Annotated in this window: 22 protein-coding genes; 3 read left to right on the forward strand and 19 right to left on the reverse strand. The window is 69.6% G+C overall.

What is annotated here, in order from left to right:
- The 3 genes from MD221_RS14300 to ubiE all read right to left on the reverse strand — a co-directional run bounded on the left by MD221_RS14300 (position 1) and on the right by ubiE (position 3,341).
- On the reverse strand, positions 1-1,962 hold the full coding sequence (locus MD221_RS14300; protein ID WP_242112530.1) for a M1 family metallopeptidase: 1,962 nt from the start codon (positions 1,960-1,962) through the stop codon (positions 1-3).
- A 133-nt stretch (positions 1,963-2,095) separates the two neighbouring features.
- Positions 2,096-2,566 (reverse strand): YbaK/EbsC family protein, encoded by a 471-nt coding sequence (locus tag MD221_RS14305; RefSeq protein WP_242112531.1) that lies wholly within the window; start codon positions 2,564-2,566, stop codon positions 2,096-2,098.
- Between the two features lie 10 nt (positions 2,567-2,576).
- On the reverse strand, positions 2,577-3,341 hold the full coding sequence (ubiE, locus tag MD221_RS14310; protein ID WP_242112532.1) for a bifunctional demethylmenaquinone methyltransferase/2-methoxy-6-polyprenyl-1,4-benzoquinol methylase UbiE: 765 nt from the start codon (positions 3,339-3,341) through the stop codon (positions 2,577-2,579).
- 98 nt (positions 3,342-3,439) lie between these two features.
- Between ubiE and MD221_RS14315 the strand changes: the two genes are divergently transcribed.
- The 3 genes from MD221_RS14315 (at position 3,440) to MD221_RS14325 (ending at position 5,434) form a co-directional block, all read left to right on the forward strand.
- Complete coding sequence (locus tag MD221_RS14315) at positions 3,440-3,895, forward strand: nucleoside deaminase (RefSeq protein ID WP_242112533.1); 456 nt, start codon at positions 3,440-3,442, stop codon at positions 3,893-3,895.
- 115 nt (positions 3,896-4,010) lie between these two features.
- Positions 4,011-4,820 carry an alpha/beta hydrolase gene (locus MD221_RS14320; RefSeq protein ID WP_242112534.1) on the forward strand — a complete coding sequence of 270 codons (810 nt, stop codon included), beginning with the start codon at positions 4,011-4,013 and terminating at the stop codon, positions 4,818-4,820.
- Positions 4,821-4,981: 161 nt separating this feature from the next.
- Complete coding sequence (locus MD221_RS14325) at positions 4,982-5,434, forward strand: OsmC family protein (protein WP_242112535.1); 453 nt, start codon at positions 4,982-4,984, stop codon at positions 5,432-5,434.
- Positions 5,435-5,437: 3 nt separating this feature from the next.
- On the opposite strand, the gene MD221_RS14330 is transcribed toward MD221_RS14325, so the two are convergent.
- The 16 genes from MD221_RS14330 to MD221_RS14405 form a co-directional block, all read right to left on the reverse strand.
- Entirely contained in the window at positions 5,438-5,887 is a 450-nt protein-coding gene (locus MD221_RS14330; RefSeq protein WP_242112536.1) for a type II 3-dehydroquinate dehydratase, read from the reverse strand.
- 236 nt (positions 5,888-6,123) lie between these two features.
- Positions 6,124-7,497, reverse strand: a complete 1,374-nt coding sequence (gene hslU, locus MD221_RS14335) for an ATP-dependent protease ATPase subunit HslU (protein ID WP_486624460.1) — start codon at positions 7,495-7,497, stop codon at positions 6,124-6,126.
- A 65-nt stretch (positions 7,498-7,562) separates the two neighbouring features.
- Positions 7,563-8,114 carry an ATP-dependent protease subunit HslV gene (gene hslV / locus MD221_RS14340; protein ID WP_242112537.1) on the reverse strand — a complete coding sequence of 184 codons (552 nt, stop codon included), beginning with the start codon at positions 8,112-8,114 and terminating at the stop codon, positions 7,563-7,565.
- A 94-nt stretch (positions 8,115-8,208) separates the two neighbouring features.
- Positions 8,209-9,477, reverse strand: a complete 1,269-nt coding sequence (locus MD221_RS14345; protein ID WP_242112538.1) for a M16 family metallopeptidase — start codon at positions 9,475-9,477, stop codon at positions 8,209-8,211.
- Complete coding sequence (locus MD221_RS14350) at positions 9,474-10,763, reverse strand: M16 family metallopeptidase (protein ID WP_242112540.1); 1,290 nt, start codon at positions 10,761-10,763, stop codon at positions 9,474-9,476. Before MD221_RS14350 ends, MD221_RS14345 begins: the two co-directional genes overlap by 4 nt.
- A gap of 14 nt (positions 10,764-10,777) precedes the next feature.
- Positions 10,778-12,151 (reverse strand): MATE family efflux transporter, encoded by a 1,374-nt coding sequence (locus tag MD221_RS14355; protein WP_242112542.1) that lies wholly within the window; start codon positions 12,149-12,151, stop codon positions 10,778-10,780.
- A gap of 22 nt (positions 12,152-12,173) precedes the next feature.
- Positions 12,174-13,406 carry a cytochrome P450 gene (locus MD221_RS14360; protein ID WP_242112544.1) on the reverse strand — a complete coding sequence of 411 codons (1,233 nt, stop codon included), beginning with the start codon at positions 13,404-13,406 and terminating at the stop codon, positions 12,174-12,176.
- Between the two features lie 72 nt (positions 13,407-13,478).
- Entirely contained in the window at positions 13,479-13,682 is a 204-nt protein-coding gene (locus tag MD221_RS14365; RefSeq protein WP_242112546.1) for a hypothetical protein, read from the reverse strand.
- 43 nt (positions 13,683-13,725) lie between these two features.
- A complete protein-coding gene (locus MD221_RS14370; protein ID WP_242112547.1) occupies positions 13,726-14,862 on the reverse strand; it encodes a cytochrome P450 in 1,137 nt (378 codons plus the stop codon).
- A gap of 269 nt (positions 14,863-15,131) precedes the next feature.
- On the reverse strand, positions 15,132-16,022 hold the full coding sequence (xerC, locus tag MD221_RS14375) for a tyrosine recombinase XerC (RefSeq protein ID WP_242112548.1): 891 nt from the start codon (positions 16,020-16,022) through the stop codon (positions 15,132-15,134).
- Positions 16,023-16,093: 71 nt separating this feature from the next.
- A complete protein-coding gene (locus tag MD221_RS14380) occupies positions 16,094-16,774 on the reverse strand; it encodes a DUF484 family protein (RefSeq protein ID WP_242112549.1) in 681 nt (226 codons plus the stop codon).
- A complete protein-coding gene (gene dapF / locus MD221_RS14385; protein ID WP_242112550.1) occupies positions 16,771-17,646 on the reverse strand; it encodes a diaminopimelate epimerase in 876 nt (291 codons plus the stop codon). The genes MD221_RS14380 and dapF overlap by 4 nt, the downstream gene beginning before the upstream one ends.
- Positions 17,647-17,650: 4 nt before the next feature.
- Positions 17,651-17,926 (reverse strand): LPS translocon maturation chaperone LptM, encoded by a 276-nt coding sequence (gene lptM, locus MD221_RS14390; protein ID WP_242112551.1) that lies wholly within the window; start codon positions 17,924-17,926, stop codon positions 17,651-17,653.
- A gap of 67 nt (positions 17,927-17,993) precedes the next feature.
- Complete coding sequence (locus MD221_RS14395) at positions 17,994-18,386, reverse strand: YbaN family protein (protein ID WP_242112553.1); 393 nt, start codon at positions 18,384-18,386, stop codon at positions 17,994-17,996.
- A 160-nt stretch (positions 18,387-18,546) separates the two neighbouring features.
- Positions 18,547-20,736, reverse strand: coding sequence for a S9 family peptidase (locus MD221_RS14400; protein ID WP_425602286.1), 2,190 nt, complete (start codon positions 20,734-20,736; stop codon positions 18,547-18,549).
- Positions 20,737-20,982: 246 nt separating this feature from the next.
- Positions 20,983-23,208, reverse strand: a complete 2,226-nt coding sequence (locus MD221_RS14405; protein ID WP_242112557.1) for a prolyl oligopeptidase family serine peptidase — start codon at positions 23,206-23,208, stop codon at positions 20,983-20,985.
- Positions 23,209-23,374 lie beyond the last annotated feature (166 nt).

Below are 23,374 nucleotides of genomic sequence, written 5' to 3' on the forward strand. Positions count from 1 at the left end.
TCAGGTCGCCGGCTTTGGCTCGGCGGCGGGCTGCGCAGCGGGCGCGGCTTTCGGCTTGGCCTCGTCGATCAGCTTCTGCACCGTCCCGGTGGTGATCGGGTGATAGCCCGGCTTGGCCTTGGCGAACACCTGTCTGGCCAGCGCCAGGCCGGCGTCGGTCTTCACCAGTTCCTCGTAGGTCGGCACGATCAGTTTGCGGCGCCCCACCCGCTCCAGGAAGGCCGCGATCGCCTCGTTGGCCTGGGCATAGCCGCTGCGCACGGCCAGCGGATACCAGCGCTGGGCGATCTCGCCGTTGGCCGTGCCGGTGAAGCGGTAGGCGGCATCGAGCTGGGCCAGCTGCTCGGGCTTGAGCGTGGCCGGCAGGCCCTCGATGAAATGCACCCACTCGTGCGTGCTCCAGGCGCCGGTGATCGCCGGCGGCGGCAGCTGGCCGCTGCCGAGCCAGGCCAGGCGCGCGGAATCGACGATGCCGAAGCGCGCGGCCAGCACCTGCGGCGCGGTCGGCGGGATGCCCGGCTCGTACAGCCAGGCGTCGAAGTCGGCCTGCGAGACCTTGTCCGGATGCTTGGCGAGCAGGTTGGCCTTGGCGTAGTCGGCGAACTGCTGGCTGTTGATGCTCTGGAAGGCGAAGTGGTCGAAGTAGCCGCGCAGGAAGGCGTCGAAGTCGGCGCGGCCGAAGCGCTCCTCCAGGAACTGCAGGAACCAGGCGCCCTTGGTGTAGACGGTGGAGGCCGAGCTGTTGTCCGGGTCCTTGAGGTCGCCCGGCTTCTCGGCCAGCACCTGCAGGTTCGGCGCGACGGTCTTGAACTCGGCCTTGAGCTCGTTGCGCGCGATCACGCGCTCCATGTCGGCCTGTTCCTTGCCGTACAGCGCCTCGACGATGCGGTTCTCGACGTAGCTGGTGAAGCCTTCGTTGAGCCAGGCGTCCTTGGCGCTGGCGAAAGTCACCAGGTTGCCCGACCAGCTGTGCGCCAGCTCATGCGCGACCAGCGAGACCAGCGACTTGTCGCCCACGATCACCGTCGGCGTGGCGAAGGTCAGGCGCGGGTTCTCCATGCCGCCGTAGGGGAAGGACGGCGGCAGCACCAGAATGTCGTAGCGCTCCCAGCGGTAGGGGCCGTAGAGCTTCTCGGCCGTCTCGATCATCTTCTCGGTGTCTTCGAACTCCTTGGCTGCCTTCTTCGCCATCGCCGGCTCGGCCCACACGCCCGAGCGCTGCGACAGCGGCTCGAACACCAGGTCGCCGGCGGCGATCGCCATCAGGTAGGAGGGGATCTTCTGCGGCATCTTGAAGCTGTAGTCGCCATCGCGCGCCGCCTTGGGGTCGTTGTCGGCGCTCATCAGCACCATCGCGTCGGGACGCGTCGCCACGTGCGCGCTGTAGGTGTAGCGCACGCTCGGCGTGTCCTGCAGCGGCACCCAACTGCGCGCGTGGATCTGCTGCGACTGGCTGAACATGAAGGGCAGCTTCTTGCCCTCGGTCATCGCCGCGTCCAGCCACTGCAGGCCGGAGGCCTCGGGCGAGGTGGTGTAGGTCACGCGCACGTGCGCGTTCTGCGCCGGCGTCTCGATGGTGAACTTGCTGCCGAGGATGTCGTCGCGCTTGGCCAGCCCGTACTGCAGCGGCTGCCACTGCCCGGCGGCGTCCTCGCCCTCGACCTTGTCGATGCTCAGGTCGCGCGTGTCCAGCACCAGCTGCTTGGCGGCCTTGTCCTTCCACTCCAGGGTGTAGGTGGCCGTGCCGCTGAGCGTCTTGGCGTCGAAGTCGAGCTTGAGATCGAGGGCGAGATCGGTGATCGCGACCTTGTCGGCCTCGGCGTAGGAGTGCTCGTCGCGTTCGACCTTCATCTTGGCGGCGGGCTTGGCGGGCGCGGGGGCTCCCGGCGAGGGAGCGGATTCGTTCGAACAGCCTGCGGCCACGACGGCCAGGCAGGACAGCAACAAGGCAAAACGACGCATGGACGGTTCCGGAAACGAACGGAGACCGTCGATTCTAGAGCATGTGGCCGCCGGGCAAGGACGCGCCGGCAATCGTTAACGATTCGTACGGCGTTCCCGCCGTCGTCGGGAACGCCCCGGGCCGCGCAGCGCCTCAGGCCGACGGCTGGCAGACGTCCACCCATTGCCCGTCGGCCAGCGCGGCCAGACGCTCGGGCGACAGGCGCACCGCGCTGTTGGTGGCGCCCGCGGCCGGCACCACCTCGTCGAAGGCGCGCAGCGAGGCATCGCAGTACACCGGCAACGGCGTCACCAGGCCGAACGGGCACACGCCACCGACCGGATGGCCGGTGAGGGCCAGCACCTGCGCCGGATCGAGCATCTTGGTGCGGCCGTTGAAGGCGGCCTTCATCTTGGCGTTGTCGATGCGCGCGTCGCCGCGCACCACCACCAGGAAGGCGCGGTCGTCGGGACCGCGGAAGGCCAGGGTCTTGGCGATGCGGCCGGGCTCGACGCCGTGCATCTGCGCCGCTTCGTGCACGGTCGCGGTGGAGCCCTCGGATTCGATGACCTGCAGGTCCGGCGCCCGTTCGGCCAGGAACGCGCGCACCGATTCCAGGCTCATCGTGCGCGCCTCAGACCTTGTAGCCGCTGTGGATCGCCACGATCCCGGCCGACAGGTTCTTGTAGCCGCAACGCGCGAAGCCGGCCTCTTCCATCATCGCCTTGAGCGCGTCCTGCGGCGGATGCTTGCGGATCGACTCGGCCAGGTACTGGTAGCTGTCGGCGTCTTGGGCGAACAGCTTGCCCAGGCGCGGCAGCACGTTGAAGGAATGGAAATCGTAGATCGGCCTGAACCAGTCGGCCTTCACTTCCGAGAACTCCAGCACCCGCGCCTGTCCGCCGGTCTTGAGCACGCGCAGCATCTCGCGCAGCGCGGCCGCCTTGTCGGTGACGTTGCGCAGGCCGAAGGCGATGGTGACCAGGTCGAAGCTGGCATCCGGGAACGGCAGGCGCTCGGCGTTGCACTGCACGTACTCGAAACCGCGCACGTTGCCGCGGTCGGTCATGCGGTCGCGGCCCACGCGCAGCATCTCGCCGTTGATGTCGCCCAGCACCAGTTCCCCGGCCTCGCCGACGCGATTCTTCAGCAGCGCGGCGATGTCGCCGGTGCCGCCAGCCAGATCGAGCACGCGGTCGCCGCGCTTGACCTGCGCGGTGGCGACGAAATAGCGCTTCCACACCCGATGGATGCCCAGGCTCATCAGGTCGTTCATCAGGTCGTAGTTGCCGGCGACCGAGGAGAACACCTGGCCGACCAGCTTCTGCTTCTCGCCCACGGGCACTTCGCGGTAGCCGAAGTGGGTGGTTTCGGGCTTCTTGTCTGCGGGCTCGCTCATGCGGCGATTATCGCATCCCCGCCGCGCCCGTGCCCGCCGCTCGACGCAGCGGCGCGGGAGCGGCAGACTGCCCCATTCCTTCCGCGCGAAACCCGACCATGATCGCCACGCCCGACTACCGCGCCCTGCTCGACACCGCCATCCGCGAAGCCCGCCAGGGCCTGGCCGAGGGCGGCATCCCGATCGGCGCCGCGCTCTACCACGAGGACGGCCGCCTGCTCGGCTGCGGCCACAACCGCCGCGTGCAGGAAGGCGATCCTTCCGTGCACGGCGAGACCGACGCCTTCCGCAAGGCCGGCCGCCAGCGCCGCTACAAGGACACCATCATGGTCACCACGCTGGCCCCGTGCTGGTACTGCAGCGGCCTGGTGCGCCAGTTCAACATCGGCACCGTGGTGGTCGGCGAATCGGTCAACTTCGCCGGCGGCCTGGATTGGCTGCGCGAGAACGGCGTCAAGGTGATCGACCTGGCCAGCGAGGAATGCGTCGCCATGCTCGGCGACTGGATCGCAGCCAATCCCGAGGTGTGGAACGAGGACATCGGCGAGGACTGAGCCTGCGCACCGCGCGAAGGCGCCGGACATGACTTTCGACCGTGCGCATCGCGCGCACGCGGGAGTAGAGTCGGCCCGGGCCTTACGGGAGTCGGGAATGCGCAGGCATTGGCTCGTGGGAGCGATACTGCCGCTGGCGGTCTGCTTCGGCGCACAGGCGCAGGGCGATCCGGCCCGGTCGCGCACGGTGCTGCGCCCGTCGGCGGCCGCCGTGGAGGTCCGCAAATCCTCGTACACGGCCACGGACGGCACGGTGCTGCCCTTCGACGTCTATTACGACGGCACGCGCGCGGGAAGACGCGCCACCTTGGTCCTGCTGAGCGGAAACGACGACCCGCGCGCCTGGGGCGCGTACGCCGACCTGGGCCGCCTCGCGGCGCAGCGCGGATTCGCCGCTGTCGTGACGGCCAAGCGCTTTCCGCGCACCAACGCCGGCATCGAGTCGGGATACGGCGACGTGCAATCCCTGCTCGAACAGCTTCAGGAGCGCGTCGACGTCGCGGACCGGGAGCGGACCTGCCTGTGGGGATTCTCCGCGGGCGGACGCCTGTTGTCGCTGGCCTTCGCGCCACAGGCGCCCGCCTTGCGCTGCGCGATCGGCTTCTACCCCGTGTTCACCGCCTTCGCCGATGCGCCCTCCGACTGGACGCGCCGCTTCATTCCCGTCGATGCCGTGCTGGCCAGCGGCACGGCGTCTTCGCCGCCCATGCTGATCGTCCGCGCAGGCAAGGACACGGCGGAGATCAATCAGGGCATCGGATCCTTCGCCTCGAACGCCCTGCGCCGCAACGTCCCGATCACCGTCGTCAACCTGCCCGAAGCACGGCACGCATTCGATTGGCATGACGATACCGCCTGGTCGCGGCAGGCGATCGAGGACACCTTCGAGTTCGCCAAGCGCGCCACGGCGCAAGCCGCGGATTGACGGCCGCGCGCGGACGCCGGCACGCCTTATGCGATGTGCCTCACGATGAAAACCCATTGGCGCCCACGACCAGAACGGTACGTGTCGCCGGATCCGTGGATTCATTGGCAGGCATGCGCACAAACCAGCAGAATCCCTCCCCTCCCCACAGGAACCCACCCATGTCCCAGCACCTGGCCTCGATCCGTTGGACGCGCGAGGGCAAGCCCTTCGACTACGACAGCTATTCCCGCGATCACGACTGGCAGTTCGACGGCGGCCAGCGCCTGCGCGCCTCGGCGGCGCCCGGCTATCTGGGCAGCGCCGAGGGCGTGGATCCGGAAGAGGCCCTGGTCGCGGCCCTGTCGTCCTGCCACATGCTGACCCTGCTGGCGATCGCGGCGAAGAAGGGGCTGGTGATCGATCGCTACGAGGACGACGCGGTCGGCACCATGGGCAAGAACGAGGACGGCCGCCTGGCCGTCACCCAGGTCGTGCTGCGCCCGCGCATCGTCTTCGAAGGCCAGGCGCCGGACGCCGCGGCGCTGGCGCGCCTGCACGAGCAGGCGCATACCCATTGCTTCATCGCCAATTCGGTGAGGACGGCGGTGACGGTGGAGCCGCAGGACGCCTGATCCTCAGGTTCCCACGTGGTAGTCGTTCTCGCATTCGGCGCAGCCGATGCGCTCCAGCGCGATCGACAGCGCCTCGGCATAGCTCTGCGCGCCATAGCCGTTGACCACGGCCAGCACCGGCCCGGCGCGCGGGGCGATCACCGGCTCCTGCTGGCCGACGAAATCGTCATGGACCTCGATATAGGGCACTTCCAGGCGCGCCAGCGCCTGGCGCAACGCAGGCTTGGCCTGGGAATAGGCGCCCGGATCGAGCAGCACGATCTCGGCCCCGTCCTCGCGGACGCGTTCCAGCCGTTCCAGCAGCTCGCGCTCGCAGGTGCAGTGGTAGCGGCGCAAGGCGCGGCCGGCGCGCGCGGCGCGGGCCTGCAGGCCGCCGAGGATGCCGGGCAGCAGCGCAGGGTCGTACTGCGCGGGCGATTGCGGCTCGGACATCCGGATCATCACGATCGACATGACTGATGCACTCCGTGCGCGCTTCGGCACCGCTGCCGCGCAGCGATCGGCCCTCGCGCACGACAGCACGATAGGCGCGCGGCTCGTAAAGCCGCTATGCCAGACGTCCGTGCGTCGCGTAAATCTCCCGTAAATCCGCCGATCGATCATCGATCGGGTATCGGAATGCGGCGACGCCGCGGCATGCCGCGGCGTCGCTCCGGAAGTCCGCCAAGGAAACCCGTCAGGGAAGTCCGCTACAGGATGTAGCGCGACAGATCCGGATCCTGCACCAGTTCGCCCAGATGCGCATCGACGTAGGCGCGGTCGATCGACACCGCCCCGCCCTTGTCGGGCGCCTCGTAGCTGAGCGTGTCCAGCAGCCGTTCCAGCACGGTATGCAGGCGGCGCGCGCCGATGTTCTCCTGGCGCTCGTTGACCTGCGCGGCGATCTCGGCCAGGCGATCCACGGCATCCGCGGAGAAACCGAGCTGCACGCCTTCGGTCTTGAGCAGTTCCACGTACTGCCGGGTCAGCGCCGCCTTCGGCTCGGTGAGGATGCGCACGAAGTCGTCCTTGCTCAGCGCCGAGAGTTCGACGCGGATCGGGAAGCGACCCTGCATTTCCGGGATCAGGTCGGAAGGCTTGGCCAGATGGAACGCGCCGCTGGCGATGAACAGGATATGGTCGGTCTTGACCGGGCCGTACTTGGTGCTGACGGTGGAACCCTCCACCAGCGGCAGCAGGTCGCGCTGCACGCCCTCGCGCGAGACGTCCGCGCCCATGCCCTCGCTGCGCTTGGCGACCTTGTCGATCTCGTCGATGAAGACGATGCCGTGCTGCTCGCAGGCCTCGATCGCCGCCTCGCGCACCTCCTCCTCGTTGACCAGCTTGGCGGCCTCCTCCTCGACCAGCTGCGGCCGCGCGGCCTTGATGCTCAGGGTGCGCTTGTGCGTCTTGCCGCCGCCGAGGTTGGAGAACATCTGCCGCAGCTGCTGGCCCATCTCCTCCATGCCGGGCGGCGTCATGATGTCGACCGGGCCGGTGGCGGCCGCGAGTTCGAGCTCGACCTCGCGCTCGTCGAGCTCGCCGGCGCGCAGCTGCTTGCGGAATTTCGCCCGCGTCTCGTTGTCCGGGGCCTGGTAGTCCTCGGCCGGCTTCTCGGCGCCGAAGCCGAAGCCGCCGGGCATGCGCCGCGGCAGCAGGGCATCGAGGATGCGGTCCTCGGCGCGCTCCTCGGCCTGGGTGCGCACGCGCGTCTTGGCCTGCTCACGGTACAGCTTGACCGCGGTGTCGGCCAGGTCGCGCACGATCTGCTCGACGTCCTTGCCGACGTAGCCCACCTCGGTGAAGCGCGTGGCCTCCACCTTCACGAACGGCGCGTTGGCCAGCGTGGCCAGGCGGCGCGCGATCTCGGTCTTGCCCACGCCGGTCGGCCCGATCATCAGGATGTTCTTCGGCATCACCTCGTTGCGCAGTTCCTCGGGCAGCTGCGCGCGGCGCCAGCGGTTGCGCAGCGCGATCGCCACCGCGCGCTTGGCCGACTGCTGGCCGACGATGTGGCGGTCGAGTTCCTGCACGATCTCGCGCGGGGTCATGGTGGCGGAGCTGCTGGCGAATTTATTGGACATGGGCGATGGACGATGATGGGCGGGCGCCCTCTTCCGCGTCGCGGGAGAAGGATTCTTCGACGGAATTACAGCTCTTCGACGACGACGTTGCGGTTGGTGTAGATGCAGATGTCGCCGGCGATGTTCAGCGCCTCGGTCGCGATCTGCCTGGCGTCGAGCTCGGTATGCGCGGCCAGCGCGCGCGCCGCGGACAGCGCGTAGGGGCCGCCGGAGCCGATCGCGACGATGCCGTCCTCCGGCTCGATCACGTCGCCCGTGCCGCTGACCACCAGCGAGGTCTCCCTGTCGGCCACCGCGAGCAGCGCCTCGAGCTTGCCGAAGCGGCGCTCGGTGCGCCAGTCCTTGGCCAGCTCGACGGCCGCACGCAGCAACTGGCCGTGCTTCTCCAGCTTGGATTCGAACAGCTCGAACAGAGTGAAGGCGTCGGCGGCGGCACCGGCGAAGCCGGCCAGCACCTGGCCGTCCTTGCCGAGGCGCCGCACCTTGCGCGCATTGGCCTTCATCACCGTGTGGCCGAGCGTGACCTGCCCGTCGCCGGCGATGGCGACGCGGCCGCCGCGGCGGACCGAGACGATGGTGGTGGCGTGGAAAACGTTGGGGTTCTGACTGGGATCCATGCAGCCTCCTGGTGGCCCCTTCGAGGTGGGGCCATGGCCGACGGGTTCAAGCCCCGTGCCACCCGCGCCTTGGCGTCCACCCGCGCGGCGCGCCCTAGAGCGGTCCGGCGATCGCGGTGCGCCAGGCCTGCGGCTGCAGGTGCTCGCTGAGCACACGATTGAGTTGCGCGTGGGTGACGGCCATGGCACGGGGCTCGAACGCCAGCAGCGCATCGCGGGGCCAGCCCCGCGCGGCGGCCGACAGGATCGCCTCGCTCAGGCCGTCCAGTGTCGCCAGCCCGATCTGGAAAGCGCCGATGGCGGCGCGCCGCGCCGCCTCGAATTCCTCGCCCTCCGCTCCGCCGGCCACGAAATCGGCGACGACCGCGCGCGTGGCCTCCAGCGCAGCATCCAGTTTGCCGGGACTGGCGGACAATCCCACCTGCCAGTGGCCGCTGCCGCGGCGCGGAGCGACGAGTTCGGAGCGGATGAGATAGCTCAGCCCGCACCGCTCGCGCACCTCGCCGACCAGGCGCGAGGCGAAGGAGCCGCCGAGGATGCGGTTGGCCAGCTGCAGGGCGAGATAGTCCGGATGCGCGGGTTCGAGCCGCAGCCGCTGTCCGAGCGCGACGCCGAAGCTCTCCTGCCCCGGCAAGGGGACCCGTGTCGTCGTCGGCGCCTCCTGTCGGGGCGCTTCCGGCATCGCCGCATCGACGGCGGATGGCGGCCATGCCGCGGTCTCCGCCTCGATCACGCGGGCTGCTGCCTCGGGATCGAGATCCCCGACCACCGCGATGCGCAGATCGTTCGCGCCGTAGTGCGCGCGATGATAGCCGCGCACGTCGGTGGCGGTGCACGCCTGCAGTTGCGCGATCTGCGCCGGGACCTCGTCGACATGCAGGGGATGTCCCGGCGGATAGAGCAGGCGTGTCAATGCATCCGACGACGAAGCGCCCGGATCGACGGCGCGATACTGCAACTCCGCCATCAGGCGCGCGCGCTCGGCCTCGACGCGTGCCTGCTCGAACGCCGGTTCGCGCAGGCAGGCCATCAGCAAACCGACGACCTCCCGGAAGTCGGCGACGCAGGCACGCACGGAAAAGCGCACCTCCCCCGCGCCGGACTCGATCGACAGGCGCGCCCCGCGCGCCTCCAGCAATTCGGCGATCTCGAAGCCGCCGTGCCGGCCACCGCCGCTGGCCGCCAGCGCAGCGGTGAGGCGCCCCAACACGGATTCGCCGCGCAGGGCGGCGGCGCCCGTGCGGAACGCTCCGCTCAGCGCGAATATCTCCGGCGCATCGACGCGCAACCCATGGAACTCGCCGTGCGCGAGCCCGAACGTGGTCACCGGCGCCGGTTTCGGCAGGACCGCCTCGATATTCATTGCGTCGCCGTGTCCCGATCCTGGCCGTCCGCGAGGTATCCCACGGTGAGCGCGCGCTCGGTCAGATAGCGGCCCGCCACGCGCCGGAGGTCGGCGGCCGTCACCGCGCCGATCCGGTCGACCGCCGCGGCGTACAGCCGCCAGTCGCCGGCTGCGATGGCCTCGTTCAACTGCATGGCGATGGCCAGCGGCCCGTCGCGCGAGGTCAACAGCTCGCCGCGCGCGCGGGCTTTGGCGCGCGCGAGTTCCTCCTCAGCGACGCCGTCGCTGCGAACGTCCTCGATCGCCTCGCGCATCGCCTGCTCCACCTGGCGATGCGCGCGCTCCCGATGCACGACGGCGCCCAGCTGCAGGAGGCCCGGTTCGCGGAGCCGCGACACGGCCGTCCAGGTCTCCGAAGCCAGACCGGCGGCATCCAGGCGGCGGTGCAAGCGCGACAGCCGGCCGCCGGCCAATACCAGCCCCAACAGCTCCAGCACATCGAGATCGGCGTCGGCGCCCGCCGGCGACTTGTAGGCCAGCATCACGATGCCGGGCGCTCCCGGGCAAGCGACCGTCACCCGGCGCTCGCCCGCCTGCACCGGTTCGGGCGGGGTCGCTTGGGGCGCGCCACCGGCAGCCGCGATGGACGCGAATCGCCTGTGCACGATGTCCATCGCCACCTCAGACTCGACGTCGCCGATGACGGCGATCGTGGCGTTGTCCGGCCGGTAGTGCGTGCGGTAGTGCGCCAGCAGGCGCGCGCGCTCGAATGCCTGGATGTCCTCGCGCACGCCCATCACCGGCGTGCCGTAGGGATGCCGGGCGAAGGCGGCGCGCCAGACCGCCTGGTGCAGTCGTTCGAGCGGATCGCCGAGGTGGCGGTCGTATTCGTTGAGCACGACCGCCTTCTCGGTCTCCAGGTCCGCCGCGTCCAGGCTCAGGTCGCACATCCGGTCCGCCTCGATCCGCGCGACCAGATCCAGGCCCTGGCGCGGCACGAGGGAGAAGTAATGGGTGCGGTCGTACCAGGTGGTGGCGTTGACCTGCGCGCCCAGCGGCAGCAGCTGCTGATGGATCGAGTTGCCGTGTCGCCTGTGGAAGCGCGCGCTGCCCTTGAACATCATGTGTTCGAGCATGTGGCTCGCGCCGCGCATGCCCGGCGCCTCGTGCCGGCTGCCGACCTCGTAGGTCAGCATCAGCAAGGCCACCGGCGCGGCGCGCACGGGCAGGTGCAGCAGGCGCAGGCCGTTGTCGAGGCGATGTTCCTCGAACCCAGCCGTCTCCGATCGCCTGCCTGCCGTCATCCGCGCCTGCCCCGCTACCTGGCTGCCGGAACGGTTTCGGCGGACGAAGCCTCCGGCACGCCGCGACGCCCGAATGCGCGATGCAGGAACCAGCCGGCCATGGCGGCCTGCGCCAGGCCGGCGCACACCATCGCGCCCCAGATCCAGACCGGCCGGAAGCCCGGCAGCAGCGACAGGCCGCCCGCCAGCGAGACCAGCGACGCCATGTGCGCCACCTGCGCGACGAACCCGGCGCGGGTATTGCCGGTGCCCGACAGCACGGCGAAGACCATCGAGCCGAAGCAGAGCGGCAGCAGGTCCAGGGCGGTGATGCGCATGAACACCGCTCCGGCCGCGACCACGGCCGCGTCGTCGGAGAAGCGGCTGCCGATCCAGGGCGCGAACGTCTCGAACACGACCAGCAGCAGCGGCACCAGCACCGCCGCGAACAGCAGCCCCGTGCGCAGCGCCTCGCGCACACGCCCGGGCAAGCCGGCGCCATGGTTCTGGCCGACGACGATGCACACCGCTCCGGCCAGCGCGGTCACCGGCATCAACCCGGCCTGGAAGGCGCGCTGGCCGATGCCGAAGGCCGCCTGCTCGACCGCGCCGAAAGGCCGCAGCAGCAATCCGACCGTGAGCAGGGACACGGCCACCACCGCGCTGCCGATCCCCGCCGGGACGCCGATCCGCAGCACGGCGCCCAGCTCGCGCGGACGTGCCAGCCAGGTCGCCGGGCGCATGCGCAGGTAGGCATTCCGGCGCGCCAGATAGGCCAGCAGGCCGAGCATCGTCACCGAGCACGAGAGCAGCGCCGCCAGCCCGGCGCCGTCCACGCCCATCGCCGGCAGGCCGAGCCAGCCGAACATCAGCATCGGCGTGAGCAGCGCGCCCAGGGCGACAGTGCCCGTCTGCGCGATCGCACCGGCGCGGACGTTGCCGGTGAACTCGAGAATGCCCGCCAGGATCAGCATCGGGATCTGCACCGCCACCGAGGGAATGAACCAGGCGTAGTAGGCCGCGATCACCGCGGCGGTGGCCGCGTCGCCGGTCATCAGATGGCTGAAGGTATCGCGGCTGCTCCACGCCAGCAGCGCCACCAGCGCCGAGACGATCAGCGAGGCGCCGAAGGCTTCGTTGAAGATCCGGTTGACGCGGTCGCGGTCCTTGGCCCCGACCGCATGCGCGATCAGCACGCCGGCGCCCATGCTGATCACCGGCAGCAGCACGAGCACGAGCATGATCGGCATCGCCGCCAGCGTCACCGCCGCCTGCGCCGTCACGCCCAGCCGCCCCAGCCAGTAGATGTTGATCAGCGAGAAGACCGTGCCGGCCAGCGCGTTAAGCAGCAGCACGCCGGACATCCGCAACAGATGCCGGCCGATCGGCCCTTCGGTCAGGTCGCGCATGGAAGCCTTCCGCGTGCCATCGTCAGCGGCGCGCCACAGTGCCGGCGAAATCCGTCGGACGCACGACCGAGGCGATGACCATCTTCACGCGCTCCGGATCGGACACCCGCAGGTGGTAGCGCGTGGCCAGCAGGTGGGCCATCAGGATCAGCTGCGACAGTCCGAGATTGGCGCCGATGCAGGACTTGGGCGCCCAGCCGAACGGCACGTAGCTGCCGTGCGGGCACCGCTCGCGGCTCTCGGCCAGCCAGCGGTCGGGGTCGAACGCCTCCGGGTCCGACCACTTGCCGGCGTCGTGATGGATGAAGAAGGAGCTCAGCACGTAGACCTGGCCGGTCTTGAGTTCGGTCTGCCCCTGGCAGATGTCCGTGCGCACGCGACGCGTCACGATCGGCGGCGAACTCCAGATCCGCAGCACCTCCTTGGCGAAGCGCGCCGTCGCCGGCGCCGCGCGCACGGGCGATGCGTACAGGGCCTGCTCCGGCACCTGCGTCAGCTCCTCCACCATGCGCTCGCGCCAGGCGGGCTGCCGGTGCCACTCGTAGAACAGGCAGGCCGCGGCCGCGCCGGGCGAGGCGGTGAGCGCCGTCAGCAGCGCCGTCACCGCATCGGCCGCGCGGTCCAGACCCAGGCCGGGCAGCAGGTCCACCATCGGATCGGTCAGGTCCTGGCGACGCGGCCGGGTGCCGTGGGCGCGGCCTTTCAGCTCGCGCCTGACCTCCAGTCCGACGATGAACTGGTAGGCCCACATCCTGGTCTTGTGCAACGGCGGACAACGGTGCCGGTCGACGTCCGACAGCACCAGCGCCACCTTGGACATGACCTCCCGCACCACGCGCCGATGCGCGCGCGGCGAGAGCCCGTCGATGATCGTGGCCACCAGCGGCTCGACCATCGCGCGCTCGGCCAGCCAGACCAGATCCTGCTCGCGCCCTAGCTCGGCATCGAGCAGTCGCTGCATGCGCCCCGCCAGCCCGCGCAGGCCCTCGGCGTCGGCGAGACCGCGCATCTGCGTCAGCCATGCCGCGCGCACCTGGTGCCAGGACATCGGCTCGCTGGCCCGCCCGCGTATCACGTCGGAAAAGCCGTCGAGCATGGTCAGGTCGGCGTAGTTGGCCGATTCCACCTGCTGCGCGGTCTGCGGATCGAAGATCGCCAGCGCATCGTCCTGCAGCCAGAACACCTCGCCGTCCTCGCGCAGGCGGCGGCGGAAGTTCTGCACCGAGGGGATTTCCACCACGTTCGAATCCTGCATCGTCCCTGCCCCAGGCTTGCGAGGTCCGCGAAAACCGGGAGCGGCACGAGACCGCTCCCGGGCATTACTGGCTCAGATGTTGTGGTAGATCACCCAACGCCAGCTGGTAATGCCGCAGCCGGATGCACCACGCACACCGAAAGCGGCTCGCATTGCGCAAATGACTTTCTTCATATCGAGTTTCTCCTTGTAGATATGTTGATGTTGACTGCGTTTACGCCAGAACGTGCGGACCGTGATGCGTTCGCGCGCCCTGGTGCCCTTGCTGCGGCGCACGCGTGGCGATCGCCGCGAAAACCTTCCCGCCTGCCTCCACTCCTCAGCCGGATGCCCGGAACGTCAAGGTGAACGGCGGCGGCGCCATCGCGGCGGCGATGGTGGGACGGTCGCCCCGCACGGCGACGGTCGCGTCGCCAAGGCCGCGGATGCTCTCCAGCATGTCGGCGACCAGTTGCGTCGCCAGCTCCGCCGCCACGCAGCGATGCGGGCCGTGGCCGAAAGGGATGAAGGCCGGATTGCGCCAGGCCTGCGGGTCCGCCCAGCGCTCGGGCCGGAACTCCGCCGGCGAGGACCAGTGGGCCTGGTTGCGCTGGACCAGGTAGGGACAGACGACCACCTCGTCGGAGACGTCGACCCGCACGCCTGAGATCTCGTGCGCCTGCACCGGACGTCGTCCGAGCTGCCAGGCCACCGGCCACAGGCGCAGCGCTTCCTGCACGATCCATTCGGCGGGCGCGTCGCGGCGCGGATGCGTTCCCCACAGGTACACCGACCAGGCGAGCACGAAGCCCACCGATCCGGCGATCGCGAACAGGAACGACAGGAAGACCTCGGCCAGTTCGTCCAGCCGCTGCCCCGGCTCGGCCGCGCCGGCGACGATATCCAGGATGTCGGCCGGCGGCGTTCGCGCCTCGCGCTGTCGCGCCGCGATCGCGCGCGAAAGCTGCAGCGTGGTGTTGAACTGCAGCAGCATGCGCCGCCATCGCGGCTGGCGCGCGCGGGCATTGGCCAGCACCGAGCGTTCGACCAGCTGCTCGAACAGCCGCCGCAACGACTGCGGCCGATCGGGAGCGAGCAGCACCGGCGACAGGTAGCGGTACGCCAGCCAGTTCCCCGCGTCCGGCCATTGGCTGGTGGAAGCGAGCCGGTCGCGGATGAAATCGCGCAGCGCGCCCGGCGCGCGCGCGTCGAGAAAGGCCCGCAATAACGCGCGCGCCTCGCGGCGCATTTTCAGCTGCGCCGAGCGCGGCTCGAAATATCCGTGTCGGGTATGGAAAAAATCGGAGTGTTCGAGATAGCTGCCGTCGGCGTTGCGCAGCACGGAGCGGGCGTGGTCGGCGTCGCCCAGGCAATATTCGTTCTGGCCGGTCTGCACGATGCCGTCGCCGTCGGACAGCCTCCGATCCAGGAACCCGAGCGGGTCCCGCTGGAAATCGGGCCAGACCTCTCCCTTCAACACACGCCCTCCGATCCTGAATCACGGGTGTTGTCGCGACGACGCATTTTGTGGACGGTGACGTCGTTCGCGTTCCTGAAAATACCGGAATATTTATCGCCGATGCCGTCGAATCGAGTATAGGTTCGCTTTCTTCGGAGCGTCAAGCGCGGAAAATTCCCGCAGCCGTCCTGCCGGCATTCGTCACCGGATTATCGCCATTCGTCACATGCGCCCGCCGTTACGAACGATGCGCACGCGGCGGATCTCCCCGAAAAACGCTATCGCGCTCAGCCGTTCTTGCCGGAAGATTTTCGCTTGGCGCGCGGATGCGCGGCGTCGTACACCTTCGCCAGATGCTGGAAGTCCAGGTGCGTGTAGATCTGCGTGGTGGCGATGTCGGCATGGCCCAGCAGTTCCTGCACGCCGCGCAGATCGCCGGAGGATTCCAGCACGTGGCTGGCGAAGCTGTGGCGCAGCATGTGCGGATGCACGTGCTTGAACAGGCCCTGGCGCACACCCAGCTGCTTGACGCGGATCTGCACCGCGCGCGGCGAGATCGGGGCGCCGTGGCGGCCGGGAAAGACCGGCGCGTCGTTGGCGGCGCCGGTCTGCCCGCGCCAGGCGCGCAGCGCCTCGCGCGCGTGCGAGCCCACCGGCACGCTGCGCTGCTTGCTGCCCTTGCCGAGCACGGTGACTAGGCCGCCGTCGAGATCGAGGTCGCGCCAGCGCAGGCCGCACAGCTCCGACAGCCGCAGGCCCGAGGAATAGAACAGCTCCAGCAGCGCGCGGTCGCGCAGGCCGAGCGCGGCGTCGGTGGGCAATTCGACCAGCCGCACCGCCTCGTCGGTGTCGAGCACCTGCGGCAGCTTGCGCGGCGCCTTCGGCGCGCGCACCGAGACGGCGGGGTTGGCCGCGATCCGGCCGTGCTTGAGCAACCACTGGTAGTAGCTGCGGCAGGCCGACAGGCGCCGCTGCAGGCTGGTGGCGGACAGGCCGCGCCGCCGTTCGGCGGCGACGAAGGCGCGGATGTCGGCATCGCGCAGCGCGGCCGGATCGTCCATGCCCTGCGCCCGGGTCCAGGCCGACAGCGCGTCCAGGTCGCGCCGGTAGGCGTCCAGCGTATGCGCCGACAGCCGGCGCTCGACCTGCAAGTGCGCGATGAAATCGGCGATCGCCATGTTCCGTGCTCCGAACGGTTCGCTCCGAACGGTTCGCTCCGAAGCGCCTCGCTTCGAAACGCCCCGCGCCGCTACGCCCCGGCGTCGAAGCGGCGCAACGCCGCCGCCAGCGCCTCGCCCATCATGCGCAGGAACAGCGTGCCCATGCCGGGATAGAAGCGGTTCGGTTCGCGGCTGCCGACGCCGACCAGGGCCACGCCGTCCAGCGGCAGCAATGCGCTCGACTGCACTTCCTCGGCGCGCATGCCGTACAGCAGCGCGTTCTTCTCCGGCTGCAGGCGTCCGCACAGCGGTTCGCCATCGGCCAGGCAGTCGCGGAACGGCGCCAGGCGCGCGTCGTCCCGGGCGATGACCTGCAGCCAGTCCACGTCGTCCAGGCCCGCGATCGGCCGGAACAGCACGATCCGCACCAGATCGCCGTTGAAGTCCTCGGCCAGCGCGGCGGCCATCGCGCGCACGGTGTCGGCGGCGTTGTCCTGCTTCAGCAGCGCCAGCGTGAGCTGGTGCGTGCGCACCGCCAGGCGCTCATTCTCCTGCGCGTTGCCGAACAGCTCGTGCAGGCGTCGGCTGAGTTCGCGGTTCTTGTCGCGCAGCACTTCCAGCTGGTAGCTGGCCAGCGAAGCCGCCGGCCCTTCCTCGCGCGGCACCACCATGCTCAGCGCCAGGTCGGGGAACTGCTGCAGGAATTTCGGGTGCCGGCGCAGCCAGGCGGCGACTTCGTGCGCGCCGAGCTTTTCGTTGCTGTCGATCATGCGGTCCACTCTCCCTCGAAAACGAATGCGGCCGGCCCGGCCATGGAGACCTGCGCGGCGTCTTCCGGCCAGGCGATGGCGAGCTCGCCGCCCGGCAGCGCGACGACGACCTTGCGGTCGATCTCGCCCCGACGCATCAGCACCGCCGCCGCGGCGCAGGCGCCGCTGCCGCAGGCCAGCGTCTCGCCGACGCCGCGCTCGTACACGCGCAGGCGGACGCGATCGCGCGCCAGCACCTGCACGAAGCCCACGTTCACCGACTCCGGGAACCACGGCGAGGCCTGCAACGCCGGGCCCAGGCGCGCCACCGGCGCGCGGTCGATGTCGTCGACCTCGATCACGGCATGCGGGTTGCCCATCGACACGGCGCCGAAATGCACGCGCTCGCCGTCGCCGGGCTGTCCATAGGAAAGCTCGGCCTCGTAGCGATCACGCGTTTCGCCGAAGCCGCGCAGCGGCACCAGCTCCGGCGCGAAGCGCGGCACGCCCATGGCGACGCGATAGCGTCCCTCGCCCAGCGCATCGACCTCGTGCAGGCCGGCGGGGCTGTCGAGCAGGAAGCGCGACCCGCGCGCCGTGCCGTCGCGCTGCAGCCAGGCGGCCACGCAGCGGGCGCCGTTGCCGCATTGCTGCGAGCGCGAGCCGTCGGCGTTCCAGATGCCGTACGCCGCCGCCGCGCCGCCGCTGCGCGGCGCCTCGATCGTCAGGATCTGGTCGCAGCCGACGCCGGCATGGCGATCGGCCAGGGCGCGGCACAGCGCCGGAGAAGGCGCCGGCATGCCGGCGCGCAGATCGAGCACGACGAAGTCGTTGCCCGCCCCGTGCATCTTGCTGAATCGCAGAATGGACGGTGGCGACGAAAGAGGCGGCATCGGCTCAGCGGTTGTCGGGGGGCGGCGTCTCGGCCGGCGCGGGCTCGGCGGGCGGGGAATCGGTCGAGATGGGCTCGGCGGGCGCCGGTTCGCTCGTGGCCGCCGGCTCGGTGGAGGTCGCGGGCGCGTCCTGGGCGGGCGCCGCGTCGGCCGGCGCGGGCTGCGAAGGCGTGTCGGCCTCCGGCGCCGGCTTCTCCGGCAGCACCAGCGGCCCCTTGTTGCCGCAGGCGCTCAGGAGGAAAGCGGCGGCGAACAGCAGCGAAACGAGAGATGGCTTCATGATCGGGAGTTTAGCCGCTCGGGCGGCGCCGGGGGCAATCCCCGAAACGCCGCCCGGCCGCACCCGTTCAGCGGCGCGGCTCCGGACGCAGCCACAGCCACAGCGCGACCAGCGCCATGCAGGCGAGGGGCAGCGCGGTCATCCACCAGCGATGGGCCGGAAAGCGCCCCATCACCAGCAGCAGGACCGCCGCGCAAGCCAGCATCGTTCCGCTCGCCAGCCACTTGGCGCGGCGGCTTACCGCGCCGTGCGCCTGCCAGTCCCGGATCGCGGGACCGAAGCGCGGATGCGCCAGCAGCCAGCGGTGCAGGCGCTCGGAACCGCGCGCCGCCGCCCAGGCGGAGATCAGCACGAACACCGTGGTCGGCAGGCCGGGCACGAAAATGCCGACGATGCCGAGGCCGAGACTGACGTAGGCCAGCAGCCACCAGGCCCAGCGGAAGCGGGAGGGTTCGCGCATGCGGGCGGCATTATGACGAGGCCGCGGCAGCCGCTCCATGGCGATGCCCGGAACGGGCCGTCCCGCGCGCCGGCCGGCCGCGCGGCCGGTCACGCGCGCCGAACGCGATTTCCCGCGCAGGACGGCGCCTGCCGGGAATCGTCCGCCGCGGCCGGCGGGCTCAGGGCGCCGCAGACTGCGCCAGGCCTTCCTGGTCGAGCAGGAAGGCGTACATCTCCGACAGCTCGCGGTACTTGCGGAAGCGGCCCGACTTGCCGCCGTGGCCGGCGTCCATGTTGGTGCGGAACAGCACCGGGCCCTTGCCGGTATCCAGGTCGCGCAGCCGCGCCACGTACTTGGCCGGCTCCCAGTACTGCACCTGCGAGTCCCACAGGCCGGTGCCGACGAACATCGCCGGATAGTCCTGCTTCTTCAGGTTGTCGTAGGGCGAATAGGACAGCATGTACGTGTAGTAGTCCTGCTTCTCCGGGTTGCCCCACTCGTCGTACTCGTTGGTGGTGAGCGGGATGCTCGGGTCGAGCATGGTCGTCACCACGTCCACGAACGGCACCTGGGACAGGATCACCCGGTACTTCTCCGGCGCCATGTTGGCCACCGCGCCCATCAGCAGGCCGCCGGCGCTGCCGCCGTAGGCGGCGACGCGGTCCTTGGCGGCGTAGCCTTCCTTCACCAGGAAGTCGGTGACGTCGATGAAGTCGGTGAAGGTGTTCTTCTTCTTGAACAGCTTGCCGTCGTCGTACCACTTGCGGCCCATCTCCTGGCCGCCGCGGATGTGGGCGATGGCGTAGACCATGCCGCGGTCGAGCAGGCTGACCGTGGTCAGGCTGAAGCCCGGATCGGTGGAGGACCCGTAGCTGCCGTAGGCGTACTGCAGCAGCGCGGCCTTGCCGTTCTTCTCGAATCCCTTCCTGTAGACCAGCGAAACGGGAATTCGGGTGCCGTCGCGCGCCGTGGCCCAGAGCCGCTCGGTGGCGTACCTGGACGGGTCGTAGCCGAGCACCGGCTGCTGCTTGAGCTGGCGGCGCTCGCCGGTCTGCGTGTTGAGCTCGTAGGTGGTGACCGGCGTGGTCATCGAGGTGTAGCTGTAGCGCAGCCAGGGCGTGTCGTGCTCGGCGTTGACGTCCAGGCCCATCGAGTACGCCGGCTCGTCGGCGGCGACGTGGGTGTCCTTGCCGTCGGCGGCGATCAGGCGGATGCGCTCGAGCGCGTCGGAACGCTCGGCGATCGCGGTGAAGCCGTCGAACAGCTCGAAGCCCTCGATGAAGACGTCGTCGCGGTGCGCGATCCAGTCCTTCCAGTCCTTGCGCGAGCTGCTGCCGTCGGGCGCAGTGACCAGCTTGAAGTTCTTGGCGCCGTCGGCGTTGGTGTGGATCACCCAGCGCCCGCCCAGGTGCTCGGCGTCGTACTCGACGTCGCGCTCGCGCGGCGCCAGCACGGTGAAGCTGGCCGGATCGGCGGCCGGCGCGCAGCGCGTTTCGCTCGAGACGGTGCTGCTGACGCTGATGCAGATGTACTGGTCGTCGCGCGTGCGCGAGATGCCCATGTAGAAGCTGTCGTCCTTCTCCTCGTAGACCAGCGCGTCCTGGCTGGCCGGCGTGCCGAGCACGTGCTTCTTCACGCGCACGGTGAGCAGGGTTTCCGGGTCGTTCTCGACGTAGAACAGCGTCTTGTTGTCGTCCGCCCATACCAGGTTGGGCGAGACGCCCTTCACCTCGTCGGCGTAGGTCTCGCCCGTCTCCAGGTTCTTGAAGCGGATCGTGTACTGGCGGCGGCCGACCGCGTCCTCGGCCCAGGCCAGCAGCTTGTTGTCCTGGCTGACCTCGTAGTCGCCGACGCTGAAGTAGTCCTTGCCCTTGGCCATGGCGTTGACGTCGAGCAGCACCTCTTCATGCGAGTCCTGCGCGGGGGCCCCCGCATCCTTGCGCGGACTCTCCGCCGCTTCGCCGCCCTTGCCGGTCTGCTGGGTGGCGGCGAACACGCTCAACGGCGTGGCGCCGGCGGCGTCCCTGCGGCGGGCGTGGATCGGATAGTCCTGGCCGGTCTCGAAGCGGGAGTAGTACCAGTAGCCGCGCTCGCGGTACGGCACCGAGCTGTCGTCCTGCTTGATGCGCGCGACGATCTCGTCGTAGAGCTTGTCCTGCAGCGGCTTGAGCGGCGCCATCACCTGGTCGACGTAGGCGTTCTCGGCCTTGAGGTAGTCCAGCATCTGCGGGTTCTGCCGCTTGTCGTCGCGCAGCCAGTAGTACTCGTCCTGGCGCTCGGCGCCGAAGGGCGCCTTGACCGCATGCGGCTTCTTCTCGGCATCCGGCGGTGCGGGTAGGTCGGCGGCGGAAACGGTGGTGGCGATCATGGAGACGGCTGCAAGAAGGAGGAGGCTGGATTTCATGGATGGGGCTCGCGGCGAGAGGGCGCAAGTGGAGATGCCGTTCCGGCGCGCGCGANCGGCGGCGGAAACGGTGGTGGCGATCATGGAGACGGCTGCAAGAAGGAGGAGGCTGGATTTCATGGATGGGGCTCGCGGCGAGAGGGCGCAAGTGGAGATGCCGTTCCGGCGCGCGCGACGGCGACGCCGGAACCGGACGGAAGGGCTACGTCCCTATTTGCTCAGTTCCTTCCACAGGAACGTGTAGGCCAGGGCGTTCATGTGCGCCTGCTGCGCGTTGTTCGCCGCGCCGCCGTGCCCGCCCTCGATGTTCTCGTAGTAGCGCACGTCCTTTCCGGCCGCCTGCATCTTGGCCATCATCTTGCGCGCATGGCCGGGATGGACGCGGTCGTCCTTGGTGGAGGTCATGAAGATCGTGGGCGGATAGGTCTTGGCCGGATCGAACAGGTGGTAGGGCGAGAAGGTCTGGATGAAGGACCAGTCGGCGGTGTCGGGATCGCCGTACTCGGCCATCCAGGACGCGCCGGCCAGCAGGTGGCTGTAGCGCTTCATGTCCAGCAGCGGCACCTGCACCACCACCGCGCCGAACAGCTCCGGGTACTGGGTGAGCATGTTGCCCATCAGCAGGCCGCCGTTGCTGCCGCCCTGGATGCCCAGGCGCTTGGCGGAGGTGATCTTGCGCGCGGCCAGGTCCTGCGCCACCGCGGCGAAGTCCTCGTAGGCCTTGTGGCGGTTGGCCTTGAGCGCGGCCTGGTGCCAGCGCGGACCGTACTCGCCGCCGCCGCGGATGTTGGCCAGCACGTACACGCCGCCCCTGCCGTTATGGGTACGCTCCAGCCAGCCTTTGCCGATGCCGCCGGAATAGGTCGGGGTGAGCGAGATCTCGAAGCCGCCGTAGCCGTAGAGCAGGGTCGGGTTCTCCCCGTCGAGCTTCATGTCCTTGGGATGGACGATGAAGTACGGCACCTTGGTGCCGTCCTTGGACGTGGCGAAATGCTGCTCGATCACGTCGCGCGAGGCGTCGAAGAACGTCGGCATCGTCTTCAGCACTTCGGGTTTCTTGGCGTCGGGCGCCTTGCCGACCTCGGCCAGCGAGAGCGTGGTCGGGGTGAGGAAGTCGGTGGCGGTCAGCCAGACCGCATCGCTGTCCTCGTCGTCGACGGCGTCCACGACCAGGGTGCCGAAGCTCGGCGCGCCGACGAAATCGCCGCGCTTCCAGCCGTCCTTGCCCGGCGTGAGCACCGACAGCTTGTTCTTGACGTCGTCCAGCACGTTGAGGACCAGGTGCGACTTGGTCCAGGTGAAGCTGGTCAGGGCGGTGGTGTCGGTGGGCTCGAACAGCACGTCGAACTCGCGCTTGCCGGCCATGAAGTCGTCCAGCCGCGCCGCCAGCAGCGAACCGGCCTTGTAGGACTTGCCGCCCGCGCTCCACGGCTCGCGCAGCTCCAGCGTCAGCCACTCCTTGTGCACGCCCTTGTTCACCGAGTTGGGCACGTCGATCTTGGCGAGCTTGCCGTCCTTGCCGCGCAGGTAGAGCTCGTCGTTGTAGAAGGCGATGGTGCGGCTGACGTAGTCGCGCTCGTAGCCGGGCGTGTTGTCGTGGAAGGCGGCGATGTACATGTCCTCGGGCTTGCCCTCGTACACCAGCGTGGCCGACTCGATCGGCGTGCCGCGCTTCCACTCCTTGACCACGCGCGGGTAGCCGGAGCTGGTCATCGAGCCGGGGCCGAAATCGGTATAGACGTACACCGTGTCCTGGTCGATCCAGCCCAGCGCGCCCTTGGCTTCCTTGCGATGGAAGCCGTCCTTCACCCAGTCCTTGGTGGTCAGGTCGAATTCGCGGGTGGTGTCGGCGTCAGAGCCGCCGGGCGAGAGCGCGATCAGGCAGCGCCTGGGCGTTCTGTCCGGGAGCGGGGGCTTCAGGCAATCGGCCCCGTGCCAGACCCATTTCGCGCCCTCGGCCGCGTTCAGCGCGTCGATGTCGAGCACCGTCTCCCACTGCGGATCGGGCTTGCGGTATTCGGCCAGCGTGGTGCGCCGCCACAGCCCGCGCTCGTGCTGCTTGTCCTTCCAGAAGTTGTAGTAGTACTCGCCGATCTTCTGCACGGCGGGAATCTTGGCGTCGGAATCGAGGATGGCGCGGATCTCGCCCTCGAGCTTCTTGAACTCCGGCGTGGCCGCCAGCTCGGCCTCGGTCCTGGCGTTCTCGCCCTTGACCCACGCCAGCGCCTTGGCGTCGTCGACGCCCTCCAGCCACTGGTTGGGATCCTCGATCCTGGAGCCGGCATTCTCGGAACCGGCGTTCTCGGGGCCGGCAGCGCCCTTGTTCTGCATCGCATCCTCCTGCTTGTCGTTCCCGGAGGTTTGCGCAAAGGCGGGCGCGCCGGCGGCGCCGGCGGCCAGGCCCGCGGCCAGGCAAAGTGACGACAACTTCGGCATGAACGCTCCCTGGGATTTCATCAAAGACCGGGAACGCTAGCACAGGGCGGCCACCGCCCCGTTGTGCCGAAAGTCGGGAGCGCGGCGGCTCAGGCCGCCCGCGGCCACTGCCGCGGGGCCGTCGGCCCGCGGCGGCGCGCCTGGACGCGGGCGCGCGGGCGGCGGC

The sequence above is a fragment of the Luteimonas aquatica genome (genome assembly GCF_022662575.1).
Lineage (GTDB): Bacteria > Pseudomonadota > Gammaproteobacteria > Xanthomonadales > Xanthomonadaceae > Luteimonas > Luteimonas aquatica.

Excerpts from the sequence above, each read along its gene's own strand:
- MD221_RS14300 (WP_242112530.1), bottom strand. The coding sequence starts at position 1,962 with ATGCGTCGTTTTGCCTTGTTGCTGTCCTGCCTGGCCGTCGTGGCCGCA.
- MD221_RS14305 (WP_242112531.1), bottom strand. The coding sequence starts at position 2,566 with ATGAGCCTGGAATCGGTGCGCGCGTTCCTGGCCGAACGGGCGCCGGAC.
- ubiE (WP_242112532.1), bottom strand. The coding sequence starts at position 3,341 with ATGAGCGAGCCCGCAGACAAGAAGCCCGAAACCACCCACTTCGGCTAC.
- MD221_RS14315 (WP_242112533.1), top strand. The coding sequence starts at position 3,440 with ATGATCGCCACGCCCGACTACCGCGCCCTGCTCGACACCGCCATCCGC.
- MD221_RS14325 (WP_242112535.1), top strand. The coding sequence starts at position 4,982 with ATGTCCCAGCACCTGGCCTCGATCCGTTGGACGCGCGAGGGCAAGCCC.
- MD221_RS14330 (WP_242112536.1), bottom strand. The coding sequence starts at position 5,887 with ATGTCGATCGTGATGATCCGGATGTCCGAGCCGCAATCGCCCGCGCAG.
- hslU (WP_486624460.1), bottom strand. The coding sequence starts at position 7,497 with ATGTCCAATAAATTCGCCAGCAGCTCCGCCACCATGACCCCGCGCGAG.
- hslV (WP_242112537.1), bottom strand. The coding sequence starts at position 8,114 with ATGGATCCCAGTCAGAACCCCAACGTTTTCCACGCCACCACCATCGTC.
- MD221_RS14345 (WP_242112538.1), bottom strand. The coding sequence starts at position 9,477 with ATGAATATCGAGGCGGTCCTGCCGAAACCGGCGCCGGTGACCACGTTC.
- MD221_RS14350 (WP_242112540.1), bottom strand. The coding sequence starts at position 10,763 with ATGACGGCAGGCAGGCGATCGGAGACGGCTGGGTTCGAGGAACATCGC.
- MD221_RS14355 (WP_242112542.1), bottom strand. The coding sequence starts at position 12,151 with ATGCGCGACCTGACCGAAGGGCCGATCGGCCGGCATCTGTTGCGGATG.
- MD221_RS14360 (WP_242112544.1), bottom strand. The coding sequence starts at position 13,406 with ATGCAGGATTCGAACGTGGTGGAAATCCCCTCGGTGCAGAACTTCCGC.
- xerC (WP_242112548.1), bottom strand. The coding sequence starts at position 16,022 with ATGGCGATCGCCGATTTCATCGCGCACTTGCAGGTCGAGCGCCGGCTG.
- MD221_RS14380 (WP_242112549.1), bottom strand. The coding sequence starts at position 16,774 with ATGATCGACAGCAACGAAAAGCTCGGCGCGCACGAAGTCGCCGCCTGG.
- dapF (WP_242112550.1), bottom strand. The coding sequence starts at position 17,646 with ATGCCGCCTCTTTCGTCGCCACCGTCCATTCTGCGATTCAGCAAGATG.
- lptM (WP_242112551.1), bottom strand. The coding sequence starts at position 17,926 with ATGAAGCCATCTCTCGTTTCGCTGCTGTTCGCCGCCGCTTTCCTCCTG.
- MD221_RS14395 (WP_242112553.1), bottom strand. The coding sequence starts at position 18,386 with ATGCGCGAACCCTCCCGCTTCCGCTGGGCCTGGTGGCTGCTGGCCTAC.
- MD221_RS14400 (WP_425602286.1), bottom strand. The coding sequence starts at position 20,736 with ATGATCGCCACCACCGTTTCCGCCGCCGACCTACCCGCACCGCCGGAT.
- MD221_RS14405 (WP_242112557.1), bottom strand. The coding sequence starts at position 23,208 with ATGCCGAAGTTGTCGTCACTTTGCCTGGCCGCGGGCCTGGCCGCCGGC.